Origin of the sequence: Pedobacter sp. Leaf216 (assembly GCF_001421515.1) — a bacterium.
Taxonomy (GTDB): Bacteria; Bacteroidota; Bacteroidia; order Sphingobacteriales; family Sphingobacteriaceae; genus Pedobacter.
In genome coordinates this window covers 242,038-256,458 of the sequence record NZ_LMKM01000033.1, presented here as the reverse complement: position 1 = coordinate 256,458, position 14,421 = coordinate 242,038, and the positions used below count along the sequence as shown (strand labels likewise).

11 protein-coding genes and 1 tRNA gene are annotated in these 14,421 nt (G+C 37.1%); 6 read left to right on the top strand and 6 right to left on the bottom strand.

Features of this window, described 5'->3' with window-relative positions:
- Positions 1–15 precede the first annotated feature (15 nt).
- The 6 genes from ASE74_RS19390 to atpD form a co-directional block, all read right to left on the bottom strand.
- Positions 16–606 carry an ORF6N domain-containing protein gene (locus tag ASE74_RS19390; protein WP_055912630.1) on the bottom strand — a complete coding sequence of 197 codons (591 nt, stop codon included), beginning with the start codon at positions 604–606 and terminating at the stop codon, positions 16–18.
- 49 nt (positions 607–655) lie between these two features.
- On the bottom strand, positions 656–2,338 hold the full coding sequence (ilvD, locus tag ASE74_RS19385) for a dihydroxy-acid dehydratase (protein WP_055912628.1): 1,683 nt from the start codon (positions 2,336–2,338) through the stop codon (positions 656–658).
- 240 nt (positions 2,339–2,578) lie between these two features.
- Complete coding sequence (locus ASE74_RS19380; protein WP_055912625.1) at positions 2,579–3,157, bottom strand: O-methyltransferase; 579 nt, start codon at positions 3,155–3,157, stop codon at positions 2,579–2,581.
- 122 nt (positions 3,158–3,279) lie between these two features.
- Positions 3,280–4,170 carry a branched-chain-amino-acid transaminase gene (gene ilvE / locus ASE74_RS19375; RefSeq protein ID WP_055912623.1) on the bottom strand — a complete coding sequence of 297 codons (891 nt, stop codon included), beginning with the start codon at positions 4,168–4,170 and terminating at the stop codon, positions 3,280–3,282.
- A 755-nt stretch (positions 4,171–4,925) separates the two neighbouring features.
- Positions 4,926–5,171, bottom strand: a complete 246-nt coding sequence (gene atpC / locus ASE74_RS19370; protein ID WP_055912620.1) for an ATP synthase F1 subunit epsilon — start codon at positions 5,169–5,171, stop codon at positions 4,926–4,928.
- An 81-nt stretch (positions 5,172–5,252) separates the two neighbouring features.
- Positions 5,253–6,755 (bottom strand): F0F1 ATP synthase subunit beta, encoded by a 1,503-nt coding sequence (gene atpD / locus ASE74_RS19365; RefSeq protein WP_025145829.1) that lies wholly within the window; start codon positions 6,753–6,755, stop codon positions 5,253–5,255.
- 122 nt (positions 6,756–6,877) lie between these two features.
- On the opposite strand from atpD, the gene ASE74_RS19360 reads away from it, so the two are divergent.
- The 6 genes from ASE74_RS19360 (at position 6,878) to ASE74_RS19335 (ending at position 14,406) form a co-directional block, all read left to right on the top strand.
- Positions 6,878–7,825: an NAD(P)-dependent oxidoreductase gene (locus tag ASE74_RS19360; RefSeq protein WP_369800199.1), complete on the top strand. Its 948-nt coding sequence runs from the start codon at positions 6,878–6,880 to the stop codon at positions 7,823–7,825.
- Between the two features lie 81 nt (positions 7,826–7,906).
- On the top strand, positions 7,907–8,371 hold the full coding sequence (locus ASE74_RS19355) for a redoxin domain-containing protein (protein WP_055912616.1): 465 nt from the start codon (positions 7,907–7,909) through the stop codon (positions 8,369–8,371).
- A gap of 99 nt (positions 8,372–8,470) precedes the next feature.
- A tRNA-Arg gene (locus ASE74_RS19350) sits at positions 8,471–8,544 on the top strand.
- Between the two features lie 403 nt (positions 8,545–8,947).
- The gene (locus tag ASE74_RS19345) at positions 8,948–9,541 is read left to right on the top strand and encodes an RNA polymerase sigma factor (RefSeq protein ID WP_055912613.1); all 594 of its coding nucleotides are present in this window, start codon (positions 8,948–8,950) and stop codon (positions 9,539–9,541) included.
- Between the two features lie 102 nt (positions 9,542–9,643).
- Entirely contained in the window at positions 9,644–10,816 is a 1,173-nt protein-coding gene (locus ASE74_RS19340; protein ID WP_055912609.1) for a FecR family protein, read from the top strand.
- Between the two features lie 134 nt (positions 10,817–10,950).
- On the top strand, positions 10,951–14,406 hold the full coding sequence (locus tag ASE74_RS19335) for a TonB-dependent receptor (RefSeq protein ID WP_055912606.1): 3,456 nt from the start codon (positions 10,951–10,953) through the stop codon (positions 14,404–14,406).
- Positions 14,407–14,421 lie beyond the last annotated feature (15 nt).

The following is a 14,421-nucleotide window of genomic DNA, read 5'->3' as shown; positions in this document are numbered from 1 at the left end:
GTTTTTGCGGTTCTATTATTTTTTAATTTTAAACCCAATTCTTTCTCTGTCGTTCCACTTCAATTGAGCGATTTTTTCGTCTATTAAGTTTTCCATTGCATCGTAAAGCTCTTTAAGCTGAACATCATGTTCGCCAATGCGCTCTTTAATTTCTGTTAGCTGTTCGTTAAGGTTGTTTTGCTTTAGCAAAATTTTCCGAACATCTACAAAGGCTCTCATAATGGCAATGTTCATGTTAATTGCCTTGTCACTTTTCAAAACGCCACTCAACATGGCAACACCTTGCTCTGTAAAGGCATAAGGCAATTTTCGAGTACCTCCCCAACTTGAAGTCACAATTTGTGACTTCAAGTTGGGGCTGCCTGTTATCACAATTTGTGATGATGTACCCTGATTATTTGCATCAATCTGAAGTTTTATCTCTTCAAACTCAGCAGAAGTTAACTGAAACATAAAATCTTCTGGAAAACGCTTTACGTTACGTTTCACCGCCTGATTCAGCACCTTGGTTTCAACTTCATAAAGCGATGCCAGATCAAAATCAAGCATTACTCTTTCTCCCCGGATGTCATAAATCCTATTCTGAATACTTTTAATTATTTGCATAATCTTTTCTTTTAGTAATCAATTAATCCAGGGATGATTTTTTTGATTTTTAGTCTTCGTCAGTTACGCAACCACTAGCTGCATCTGAAACTGTTTTAGCATATTTATATAAAACACCTTTTGTTACTTTTAATGGGGGCTGCACATAATTTCTTTTACGTTCAGCAATTACTTCATCACTTACTTCTAGGTGGATAATATTATTTACTGCATCGATCAAGATTCTATCTTCATCTTCTACCAAGCCAATAAGGCCTCCTTTGTAAGATTCGGGAGTGATATGACCAACTACGAAACCATGTGTACCACCAGAGAAACGGCCATCAGTAATTAAAGCTACAGATTTGCCTAAACCAGCACCAATAATTGCTGAGGTTGGTTTTAACATCTCTGGCATACCTGGTGCGCCAACAGGGCCTGAGTTTTTAATTACAATCACATCTCCGGGTTGAACGCGTCCGCTTGAAATTCCTGCAATTAAATCATGCTCACCATCGAATACCCGTGCAGGGCCTTCAAATTTTTCTCCTTCTTTTCCGCTGATTTTTGCAACAGAACCTTTTTCAGCAAGGTTTCCATAAAGAATCTGTAAATGCCCTGTTGCTTTAATTGGTTCACTTAATTTCTGAATAATTTTTTGGTCGTAATCCATAACCGATTTTACATCAGCTAAATTTTCGGCCATGGTTTTTCCGGTAACAGTTAAGCAATCACCATGTAATAAACCTTCATTTAATAAATATTTTAATACCGCCGGGATACCTCCATATTGATGCAAATCCTGCATTAAAAATTTTCCACTTGGTTTAAAATCAGCCAAAACTGGAGTTTCATCACTCATGCGTTGGAAATCATCCTGAGTAACCTCTACACCAATGGCTTTACCGATAGCGATAAAGTGTAATACCGCGTTTGTACTGCCACCTAAAATAATAATTGATCGGATTGCATTTTCAAATGCTTTCCTGGTCATGATATCAGATGGTTTGATATCTTTTTCCAATAAAACCCTAATGTATTGACCTGCATCCAAACATTCCTGTTTTTTTTCTTCGCTTACTGCAGGGTTAGAAGAAGAGTAGGGCAAACTCATACCTAAGGCCTCAATGGCTGCTGCCATAGTATTTGCAGTATACATGCCACCGCAGGCACCAGCACCAGGGCAGGTATGTTTTATAATGCCTTGAAAATCTTCTTCAGAAAGATTGCCACATATTTTTTGTCCTAAAGCTTCGAAGGCAGAAACAATGTTCAATTCTTCACCTTTGTAATGGCCTGGGGCAATTGTACCACCATAAACCATAATCGAAGGGCGATCTAAGCGTGCCATGGCCATAATGGCTCCGGGCATATTTTTATCGCATCCTGGTATTGCGATAACACCGTCATAATATTGGCCTCCGCAAATGGTTTCAATGCTATCCGCAATTACATCGCGGCTTACCAATGAGTAACGCATACCATCAGTACCGTTGCTCATGCCATCACTTACGCCAATGGTATTAAAAACCAAGCCCACTAAATCATTGTTCCAGACCCCTTTTTTGACATCTTTTGCAAGATCATTCAGGTGCATATTGCAGGTGTTACCATCGTAACCCATACTAGCAATACCGACCTGCGCTTTAGCCATATCAGCATCAGTTAATCCGATTCCATAAAGCATAGCTTGTGCTGCCGGTTGTGTAGGGTCTTGTGTAAATGTTTTACTGTACTTGTTTAATTCGCTCATTGTTTAAAATGTATATTCTGGTTCTGTTAGTTGTTAATTTGAGGCAAAAAAAAACCGCCTCGTTTCGGAGGCGGTTTCGGTATGTATATTTTTTATATTATACGCAACGGTTTCCACCTCTTTTTTGAGAAATGACAATAATTAAGTTGCTAATAATGTTTGTGTTTATATTCATGTTTTCGATGAATCACAAACATACTAACTATTTAAAAGATGCAAAGAACTATTTTAAGTATTTCTCTATTTTTTTACTCCGATTACAATCCCGGTTGCCCAAACCTGCTTTGTTAAAAGCAAATCATCTCTGGATTCTAAATCTTTAATCAACTTAACTGCTTTTTCCTGATGTCCTTCAGGCCAGTTTTGTTGAGGTAGCATATCATCAATAATATAAAATCCGCCGGTGTTCAGCATGGATAAAGCTTCATCTAAAAGCAGGTATTTACCATGCCAGGTATCGGCAAAAATGTAATCGAATTTTTTGTCTTTATTATTTTTAATCCATTCAGCACCGTCCGTATCCACCAAGGTTAAGCGTTTGTCATCACCTAAAAAGGTTTCAGCGATGGCTAAAAATTTTGTGTCATTATCGATTGAAGTAAGTGTGCTTTGCTGATCCAAACCATCCAATATCCATGATGTGGATAAACCTGTTCCGGTTCCAAGTTCTAAAAATTTGCCTGATGGTTTAGTGGCAGCAAGTGTTCTGAGTAAAGCGCATGTCAACACATCAGAAGCCATACCAAATCCTGATGCTTTTGTTGCATCGCTGATTTGCTGGTAAGCTTTTGGATAATGTTGATTGATCTCTTCAGTCATTTGCTTTGTAGATGCTTTTTATTATTTAAGTTTATTTTTGGTTTCTGGTTTTTTAGTCGATGGCTCATAGCTTAATATGCCATTGAGCATGAACCATTTAACCATTAGCCAGTAGCTTCTCACTATATAATCACTTCGTAATTTACTTTTTCCAATACCAGGTTTTTATAAGCGCGTTGTATGGTATAACCGATAGATTCTCTCCATAATGGGCGATAAACAATGTCATCAATCGAGGCAATGCCTGCAATTTCAGTAGCGGTGCCACATAAGAAAGCACTATCTGCATTTTTAAGATCTTCTACCGTTAATTTTTTCTCAATACATTCAATATCAAGCACGGTACAAAGTTCTTTTACGGTTGCACGTGTAATGCCGGGTAAAATATTTCCTGCCGACGGGGTATAAAGTTTTCCATCTTTTTCGAGGAAAATATTTGCTCCCGATGCTTCGGCAACAAAACCATGCATATCCAAAAGGAGTGCTTCATCGTAACCTTTAATGTTGGCAGCAGTTGTAGCGAGGATTGAATTAACATAATTTCCACTCAACTTTGCTTCCATTGGAGTTGATTTTGGATTTGGCCTTTCGTAATCAGAAACTGTTAACTTCAATAATTTATTGCCAGAGTAAGCATCCCATTCCCAGGCACAAATCATGATCGAAACTCCACTAGGCCCGTTTAATTTCATATTGGGGTGGCAAAATACCAGCGGACGGATGTAAGCATCTTTTAACTTGTTTAATTGAAGCAATTTATAGGTTGCAGCAATTAGTTCCTGTTTATTCCATGGAAAAGGAATGTTTGCCAGCTGGCACGAACGCTCTAATCGGTCGAAATGTGCTGCAGCTTTGAAAATCCGGTTGCCATTATGTGTTTTATAGGCTCTAATACCCTCAAAAGCAGCATAGCCGTAATGTAGTGACTGCCCGTAAAGATCTGTACTGCTATTTACAGCCTTTTCGAAAGCACCATCAAGGTAAATAATCGTATTAGAATTATAGTATTTCATCTGTTATCTTATTATTTTGTCATCAGTCAGATGGATCTTACCATGATTAAATAAGCCTTGCAATTGTGCTTTTTGGTTTAATAATCGTGGCCGGTTCATAATACTGTGTTTTGTTATTTAAAAAAAGCGTCCCGTTTGTATCGGGACGCTTTAAGTATATTAGTTTTTTAAAATCTATTTATAAGCTGCCCGTTTTCATTTCTGCTAAAATATTTAGGAGTAGCAGGTTAAGTAAAATGACAGGTAACAACACTACATTACCCGCTGCTTTAGCAGTAGTATATGTAGAAACTATGTTGTTTTGAATGATCATTATTACCTTATTGTTTACAAAAACCAATTTAGTTTTTGGTTCATTAATATGCAAGAGAAATCATAAAAAAGTGAAATCAATACTTAATTCTTTGTAATTAGGTATTATCAGAATATTATTCTTATTTGGAGTCCGAATAGTTATTTAATGCCGATAGCCTTATACCAGATATCAAAACGGTATACGGTATGTTTATTATGCTTGCATTATAAATTTTCTATTTTTCTGCTTAAATCCCTGTATAGTGTGCTAAAAGTTGAAAATTTTGGCTGCTATGTGGAATTGAAATCCCGATGAAAATTTAAGTATATATCAACAATTTTAGTTGATTATGTTTTTGCTTTAATTCTGGTTTCCGAATAAAGCATTTGATTAGCCTATATAAAAAAAGCCTCCCGGATTTTTAAATCGGGAGGCTTTTTAAATGAGTTAATTATTCTGCTTAAGCAATACCTTCAGCTAATACCACAATTTTGTTGTGGATAGCTTCAACCACACCGCCTTTAATAAAAAAGCGTTGCTCGTCAGCTTTGTTTGCTTTTATAATAACTTCTCCATCTTCTAAAGTAGAGATGATAGGGGCGTGGTCTTTTAAAATCTGGAAAGAACCTAAAGTACCAGGAACCGTAACTGCCGTTACTTCACCTTCGAAAACTTTTTTATCTGGAGTTAATATTTCTAAATTCATTTTGAATAGATTTGAGATTTGAGATACAAGATTTGAGACCAAGTCTCTCTCATATCTCATATCTAGTGTCTCACGTCTTTCTTAGTTTGCTTCTGCTAATAATTTTTTACCTTTTTCGATTGCATCTTCAATGCTACCAACCAAGTTAAATGCAGCTTCAGGGTACTCATCAACTTCACCATCCATGATCATGTTAAATCCTTTGATGGTATCTTTAATGTCAACCAATACACCTTTTAAGCCTGTAAATTGCTCAGCTACGTGGAAAGGTTGAGATAAGAAACGTTGAACACGACGTGCTCTTGATACTACTAACTTATCTTCTTCAGATAATTCGTCCATACCTAAGATCGCGATGATATCCTGTAATTCTTTATAACGTTGTAAAGTTTCTTTAACACGTTGTGCGGTATTATAATGCTCATCACCCAAAACAGCCGGAGAAAGGATACGTGAAGTAGAATCCAATGGATCTACTGCAGGATAAATACCTAGCTCAGCAATTTTACGTGAAAGTACTGTAGTAGCATCTAAGTGGGCAAAAGTTGTTGCCGGAGCCGGGTCAGTTAAATCATCCGCAGGTACATATACCGCTTGTACTGATGTAATTGATCCACGTTTTGTTGATGTGATACGCTCTTGCATTAAACCCATTTCAGTTGCCAATGTTGGTTGGTAACCTACTGCTGAAGGCATACGGCCTAATAAAGCCGATACTTCAGAACCTGCCTGGGTAAAACGGAAGATATTATCAACGAAGAAAAGGATGTCTTTTCCAGCGCCTTCACCATCACCATCACGGAAATATTCTGCAACTGTTAATCCTGATAAAGCCACACGAGCACGTGCACCAGGAGGCTCGTTCATTTGTCCGAAAACCAAGGTTGCTTTTGATTCTTTTAATTTTTCAGTATCAACAGCTTTCAAATCCCATCCACCTTTTTCCATTGAGTGTAAGAATTCGTCGCCATAGTTGATTACACCTGATTCGATAAACTCACGAAGTAAATCGTTACCCTCACGAGTACGCTCACCAACACCTGCGAATACTGATAAACCAGCATAAGCTTTAGCGATGTTGTTTACCAACTCCATAATTAATACTGTTTTACCCACACCAGCACCACCGAACAAACCAATTTTACCACCTTTAGCGTAAGGCTCTAATAAATCGATTACTTTAATACCTGTAAAAAGTACCTCAGTTTCAGTAGATAAATCTTCAAACTTAGGAGGAGTAGCATGGATCGGACGACCATCAGTTTTATCAACTGCATTGATACCATCAATCGCTTCGCCAACTACATTAAATAAACGACCTTTAATCTGGTCGCCAACTGGCATTTTAATTGCAGCGCCAGTATCAACTACTTTCATACCACGAACTAAACCGTCAGTAGAGTCCATCGAAATTGCACGTACACGGTCTTCACCTAAGTGCTGTTGAACTTCTAAAACAATTTTTTGTCCATTTTCTTTCGTTATTTCTAACGCATCAAAAATTTTAGGTAGATGGGCATCATCAGCAAAGCTAACGTCAACCACTGGGCCGATAATTTGTGCTATTTTTCCTAAGTTAGGCATATCTGTTGTGAGTAAATTTATTACAGTCAATGAATTAAAGCTGTTTAAAGGGGCTCCAATTCGGTTGGCAAAGTTAAGTTATTCTAACTGAATTTTAAATATATATTATAAATTTTTTCAACATGGTTTTTATCGATAATTTAGAGGCTGAAATAAGCAGTATGAAAACCATTTTAACAACAGGGAGCAATGGCCTTTTGGGGCAGAAAATAACCGAAAAAGTATTGGCCGAAGGGAGGGTGAAATTGGTGGCCACATCTAAAGGTGATAATCGATATCCTGTAAAAGATGGCTATGAATATGCAGAAATGGATATTCTGAAGAGCGATGAGGTGAGGGAAGTTATTGAGAAATATCAGCTTGATGCGATTATCCATACTGCGGCGATGACCAACGTTGACACCTGCGAAGCCAACAAAGAATTATGTAACCAGCTTAATGTAGATGCTGTTCAGACTTTATTGTCGATTTGTGAAGAAAAAAATATTCAGCTGATCCATCTAAGTACCGATTTTGTTTTTGATGGTGCCGAGGGGCCTTATAGGGAAGAAGATGCCGTTAATCCGGTAAGTTATTATGGCGAATCGAAAGTGCTGGCGGAGGAGCTGCTTAAAAATTCAGAGGCCAGCTGGGCTGTTTTAAGAACAATCTTAGTTTACGGAATTACGAATGATATGAGCCGGAGCAATATTGTATTATGGGCTAAAGGTGCTTTAGAAAAATCATCTCCCGTAAATGTGGTAAAAGATCAATGGCGCATGCCTACTTTGGCTGAAGATTTGGCCGAGGCCTGTTTGCTGGCTGTTGAGAAAAATGCACAGGGTATTTATCATGTTTCGGGTAAAGATTACATGAGTATTGCAGGTTTAGTGCGGAAAGTTGCCGATTATTGGGCGCTCGATCAATCTTTAATTAATGAAATAAGCTCGGTAAGTTTAAACCAAACAGCTAAACGCCCGGTTAAAACAGGTTTTGTGTTGGATAAAACGATAAAAGACCTGGGTTATAATCCTCATAGTTTTGAAGAGGGCCTCGCGATTTTAGATCGACAGATGAAAAAAAATTATTAATTCATTGGTCTGGCTACATGCATTAACGACAATTGAATTATTGAACCAATTAATATATTTATACAATTAAACAAATTACCCATGGCATTACAAATTGGCGATACAGCCCCTGATTTTAAATTATACAGTTCTGATTTAGCAGAGATTTCACTTTCTGCATTTAAAGGTAAAAAGGTAATCATACATTTTTTTCCTATGGCTTTTACTGGTACATGTACCGAACAATTGTGTACCATGCGTGATAATTTCAGTTATTATGAAGGAATAAATGCACAGGTAATTGGTATTTCTGTTGATTCGCCATTCTCTTTGGGCAAATTTAAAGAGGTACAAAGTTATCAGTTCCCATTATTGTCTGATTTTAATAAAGAAGTTTCTAAAGCTTACGGTGCTTTTTATGATGAATTTGTGTTCGGATTGAAGGGGGTTTCAAAAAGAGCGGCTTTTGTGATTGATGAAGAAGGAAAAATTAGTTATGCTGAAGTTTTAGAAGATGCACATGATTTGCCTGATTTTAAAGCAATTAATGATGCATTAGGCGTATAGAGCATAAACTGTAGAAGATTTTTTTGATATTTTTTTAAAATTTAATTGGAAATTAAAATATCAAATTATACCTTTGCAGTCCGTTAACGATACGGAAACGCATTTGTAGCTCAATTGGATAGAGCATCTCACTACGGATGAGAAGGTTTGGGGTTCGAATCCCTACAAGTGCACTGAAAGGGAAGATTGAAAAATCTTCCCTTTTTTTTATGTTGTATTTTTTAAACGCCTATTTGTGAGGTGTTTAATGGATTTTCATTCGTTGCTTAGCTATTCGATAGAGTTTATTTCTACAGTAGGGTTTAGAGTACAAATCCATATGCCTGCTTTCCAATATATTAATTGATTAAATCCAGATCTTGTTGAATGTTACAATGGCCTTTCCATTACATATTCCTGTAATTCACCTTAGCATTTTGTGTTATTCTATTTTGAAAGAAAAGGTTTACGGCTAATTAATAACTAAAATTTAACAAAGAATTATTTTGTTTTTAATAAACAAAGTTTAGTTTTGCTAAACAATAAACAAATAGCTATTATTCCGGTCATTTTCAAATCGATAGATTTTAATCCCTAATGAAAAATCACGATAAACTTTCTGATAATGATTTGATTGTCCAGCTACGGATGGGCTGTAAAAATGCATTTGCTGAAATTTATGATCGATATTGGGAAATACTATTAAATGCCGCTTATCAACGTCTGCATTCGAGAGAAGATGCAGAAGAAGTGGTACAAGAATTATTTGTGAATCTTTATTTTCGCCGTTGCGAAATTGATCCAAAATCTACCTTAGAGGCTTATCTTAAAACAGCTCTCAAATTTAAGGTAATTGATGCTTACCGTGTGCAGCAATTGCATTATAGGCACATTGATGGTATAATTGCTGAAACAAACTTATTGTCAACTGCACCCGCTAACCAATTGGAAATTAAAGAGTTTAAGCAAATTGTCCTTACAGCCTGTAAAAAATTACCCGAAAAATGCCGTGAAGTATTTATCATGTTTCGCTTCGAAGAATTATCACATCGGGAAATTGCCGATCGCGAGGCTATTTCGGTCAGTACGGTAAAAAAACACCTCCATAAAGCCATGCTTTTTCTTAGGGAAGAATTTAAGGGCAGCAAAACTTTCTTGACGATTGCCTGCCTGATTTTCTTTTCTAAATAATATTTTTAAAATTATTCTCCTGTTATTCAGTTTCTTATAATTTTTTATTGATTTATTTCAATTTAGGATAGAACCTTTTCCTCTTTGCTTCGAATACACTATATGAGCAAGAATGAAAATGCGTTCAATAAACATTTGCTTGATTTAATGGCCAAGTTTAATAACGGACAGGCTACAGCAGCCGAGATTCAAGAAATTGAGCTATGGTACGAAAATCAGACTTCGAATGCTGGATATACTGATGGTTTCATGATGGACGAACTCCAGGAAACCAAACAGAAAATGTTGCTTCGCATTGAAGAAAGTATACAGAAAGAAACTGTGCCTGTTGGAAAACTTTATCCATCCAAAAAATTCAAAACATTTGCTATTGCAGCGGCTTTGGTGCTGGCCTTTGGGACCACGTTATATTTTAGTTTAAACGAACTAAAAGCAGAAAAAAAAGAGTTGGTTAAACTTAGTGATGTAGCTCCTGGAGTGAATAAGGCAATTTTGATACTTGCCAATGGCAAAAAAATCAGTTTAGAAAGTTTAAATTATGGCGAAATTGCCAATCAGAATGGTATTAAAATTTCTAAAACTGCAAATGGGCAGTTGATTTATGAAACGATTGCAAATACAGAAAATAAAGCTTTTAAACCTGAATTTAATACCATCGAAGTTCCTCTAGGCGGGCAGTGGCAGGTGATACTTCCCGATCATTCTAAAGTATGGTTAAATGCGCAATCGCGCATTACTTATCCGTTGCATTTTGCGGGTGGTGAACGAAATGTAGAAATAGGCGGTGAAGCTTATTTTGAAGTCGCACACAATGCTAAAATGCCATTTAAAGTGCATTGTGGTAAGCAAATCGTAGAAGTACTGGGTACGCATTTCAATATTATGGCTTACACAGATCAAAATCTGATTAAAACAACACTTTTGCAAGGCTCAGTAAAAGTTTCGGAAGGGAAAAATACTAAACTTTTAACTCCTGGTGAACAGGCAGAAACAGGTTCAGGAGAAATTAAAATAACGGCTAATGTGGATGTTGAAGATGTTGTGGCATGGAAAAACGGCTATTTTAAATTTGATGAGAACCTCGAATCCATAATGACAAAGGTAGCCAGGTGGTACGATGTTGAAGTAGTTTACCAGTGCAAACCAGATCCTAATATTGTTTACGCGGGCAAAGTATCGCGTTCTAAAAATATATCTTCCTTACTGAAAATCATAGCGTTTGATGGTGATGTACACTTTAAAATCGAAGGAAGGAGGATTATCGTGACCAAATAACTACAACGGGCAAGGTAAACCAAAAATGGCCAAAGGTGTTCGAGCACCTTCGGCCGGATGTTGAGTTTACCCATTCCGATCAATCGGAATAAAAATTTAACGAAGAATTAAACCAAAACCCAACATTCAAATTTATGATTTTAAACTTACATAATCGGTATGGAGATAGTTACCATGCCTTTTACAAATTTCTGCTGGTGATGAAAATTACTACACTGTTTCTGATGATAACCATAATGCAGGTAAGTGCGAGCACTTTTGCGCAAAAGATAACACTCAACAAGGTTAATGCTCCTTTATCGCTAATTATTGAAGAGATCAGGAACCAGAGTAACTATGATTTTTTTTACAATAAAAAAGCACTGAAATTGGCCAAATCGGTTACCATAAACGTAAAAGACGCTTCACTTGAAGAAGTATTGGAAATCTGCTTAAAGGATCAATCTCTAGAATATCAAATATCTGATAAAACTGTATTGATTAAAGGGAAAGAACTTAGTATTTATAATATTTTTCAAACAAAGGAGAAAATATTAGGGAAAGTGGTTGATGAAAAAGGGCTGCCAATTCCAGGTGCTACTGTAAAGGTAAAAGGAACCAATAGAATTACAAGTGCAGATGGATCGGGTAGTTTTTCGATAGATGCAATTGAGGGCGATGTGCTAATTGTTACTTTCATAGGTTCTGTAACCCAGGAGGTAAGGGTAACAAAAACAAATATGACAATTGTTTTAAAAGAGAGTAGTAAGATGCTTGATGAAATGGTGGTAGTAGGATATGGGGCCAAAAAGAAGGTTAATTTAACCGGATCCATTGATCAGGTAACGGCTAAGGATTTGGACGATAGGCCTGCTACGCGTTTAAGTCAGGTTTTGCAAGGACAGATGCCCGGTCTAAATATTACAACAACCACTGCAGGTGGAGCGCCAAATGCTACTCAGAATATTAACGTAAGGGGCTTTACAGGGCTTGGCGTAACTGGTGGACCACTTGTGGTAATTGATGGGGTGCAGGGTGGAGATATTAACTCAATTAACCCGAGTGATATCGAGAGTGTTACAATTTTAAAAGACGCCGCTTCTGCAGCTATTTATGGATCAAGTGCACCATACGGCGTATTATTAATTACAACTAAGAAAGGAAAGCAAGGACCACCTTCTATTTCTTATAATAACAATTTGGCTTTTGCTACGCCAATCAACTTGCCTAAAATGATGAATTCTTTAGATTTTGCTGATATCTATAACGAAGCCTATGCAAATGCTGGTCGTGGGGTGGCATTTAATGATGAGGTTTTAAAAAGAATGAGAGATTACCAGGCTGCCATAATCACTACTGAGACTGTGCCTAGTAAAACCACAACCGATTGGTGGGGTAGTTGGTTTGAAGCAAATGGTAACCACGATTGGTTTAAAGAATATTTTAAAGATGTTTCGAGTGCACAACAACATAACCTATCGGTTACAGGCGGTGGTAATTCATCTGATTATTACATAGGTTTGGGATACAATGAGAAAAATGGGATGTATAAGTTTGGCGATGATAACTATAAACGTTACAACATCAGGGCAAACTTTAATAACGAAATAAATAACTGGTTGGGTTTTAGTTTGAGAACAGCTTTAGCCAGATCAAATTATGATACTCCAAATACTGTTTCGGCACGTACAGGAGGTAATTACATGCATCAAATTGCCCGCAAATTTCCAAACCTCGCATTATTTAATCCTACTGGCGAATACAACGAGGCTAATGATATTCTGTTACATGAAGAGGGTGGCCGAAATATCGACCAGCGTAATGATGTGGTAACTACCGGTGAGATTAGGATATCTCCTGTAAAAGGTTTAAAAATAACAGCAAACTATACTTTTGATGGTATTTTTTCCAATCAATCGGCCCATTTAAAAACCTTGTATACAACACTTCCGAGTAATAATCTGGGTACGATTAGTGGAACTACGCCAAACGCTTACTCCTTAACAAATACACGTACAATACATCATGTGGTTAATGCATTTGCCAATTATGAAAAGAATTTGGGAGATCATAATATTGCATTAACAGCTGGTTATGTTAAAGAGTTAACCAATTATAATACTACCAGCGGATCCAATACCAATCTGTATTCTGATAACATTCCATCATTGAACTTAACTTATGGTGCCAATGCTTCTGCAAGTGATGCGGCAAGGCAGTTAGCCGTTGAAGGCGTTTTTGGAAGGTTTAGTTATGCTTACAAAGATAAATACATGCTTGAAGTTAATGGCCGTTACGATGGTACCTCAAGGTTTTTAGAAGGTGTAAGGTGGAAATTTTATCCAGGTATTTCAGCAGGTTGGAATATTGATAAAGAAAATTTCTGGAAACCCATTTCGAAAGTGGTAAACACATTTAAATTGAGACTGAATTATGGTAGTCAGGCCGATCAGCAGTTTTTGGATGTTAATACGCCAAACTGGTATCCCTTTTATCCAAGTTTGGGCACAACCCGACCTACCTCTACGTCTTGGTTTTTTGGAACGGCAAGAGAAGCTTCTGTTTCTGCACCGCCATTGGTTAATAACGATCTTACCTGGGTTACCACTACAACCTATGGTGCAGGCTTCGATGCCTCATTTTTGCGCAACAGATTAAGCACTACATTTGAATGGTATAAACGTGAGGCAAAGGATTTTGCCGGTCCAAGCGCGCCGCTGCCGACAGTACTTGGTGCTGCAGTTCCGCCTGCAAATAATACGGCTATCGAAACCAAAGGGTTTGAAATTTCTGTTAAGTGGGCTGATAAAATTGGCGATTTCTCTTATGGCATAAAAGCTACTTTGGCCGATTATAAAGGTAAAGTAACCGAATACCCTAATCCAAACAGGTTGATCAGTGATTGGTATACCGGAGAGGTGATGGGCAATATTTATGGTTATACATCAAATGGCTTGTACACTTCAGACAATGTTGGTACTGCTATTCCTACTCCTGCATTTTGGAATGGAAGATGGCAGGTTGGTGATGTTAAATATGAAGATTTAGATGGAGATGGCAAAATTACAATCGGACCAAATACTGCTGATAATATGGGCGATAGAAGTGTTATTGGTAATTCTACACCCAGATATCAATATGGTGCAACCATTGATCTGGGTTGGAAATCATTCGACTTTAGTTTGTTCTTACAAGGTATAGCAAAGCGTGATGTATTTATCGGTTCCAATTATTTTTGGGGGATCCAGAGCAGTGAGTATCAGAGTTCACCTTTTACTGTGCATGCAGATAGATGGTCGCAAACCAACCAAGCCGGCTATTTTCCTAGATATTATATGAGCGACGAGGTAAATAAAAATTACCAAACCTCTACAAGATACCTGCAAAATGCCGCTTACATGCGTATTAAAAATGTGCAGTTAGGTTATACTTTGCCAGCTAATATCGCTTCAAAAGTATTTTTAAAAAGAGCCAGGTTGTATGTAAGTGTAGAAAACCTGGCAACCTTTACCGATTTAATCAAAACAATGGATCCTGAACTTTCGCTCAGCGATGCAAAGATTTATCCATTGCAACGTACTTATTCGTTCGGTTTAAATCTTACACTTTAATTTTTACGGGTAAAT

Bases quoted from the DNA above. Each gene is read 5' to 3' on its own strand.
- ASE74_RS19390 (WP_055912630.1), bottom strand. From the start codon at position 606: ATGCAAATAATTAAAAGTATTCAGAATAGGATTTATGACATCCGGGGA.
- ilvD (WP_055912628.1), bottom strand. From the start codon at position 2,338: ATGAGCGAATTAAACAAGTACAGTAAAACATTTACACAAGACCCTACA.
- ASE74_RS19380 (WP_055912625.1), bottom strand. From the start codon at position 3,157: ATGACTGAAGAGATCAATCAACATTATCCAAAAGCTTACCAGCAAATC.
- ilvE (WP_055912623.1), bottom strand. From the start codon at position 4,170: ATGAAATACTATAATTCTAATACGATTATTTACCTTGATGGTGCTTTC.
- atpC (WP_055912620.1), bottom strand. From the start codon at position 5,171: ATGAATTTAGAAATATTAACTCCAGATAAAAAAGTTTTCGAAGGTGAA.
- atpD (WP_025145829.1), bottom strand. From the start codon at position 6,755: ATGCCTAACTTAGGAAAAATAGCACAAATTATCGGCCCAGTGGTTGAC.
- ASE74_RS19360 (WP_369800199.1), top strand. From the start codon at position 6,878: ATGGTTTTTATCGATAATTTAGAGGCTGAAATAAGCAGTATGAAAACC.
- ASE74_RS19355 (WP_055912616.1), top strand. From the start codon at position 7,907: ATGGCATTACAAATTGGCGATACAGCCCCTGATTTTAAATTATACAGT.
- ASE74_RS19345 (WP_055912613.1), top strand. From the start codon at position 8,948: ATGAAAAATCACGATAAACTTTCTGATAATGATTTGATTGTCCAGCTA.
- ASE74_RS19340 (WP_055912609.1), top strand. From the start codon at position 9,644: ATGAGCAAGAATGAAAATGCGTTCAATAAACATTTGCTTGATTTAATG.
- ASE74_RS19335 (WP_055912606.1), top strand. From the start codon at position 10,951: ATGATTTTAAACTTACATAATCGGTATGGAGATAGTTACCATGCCTTT.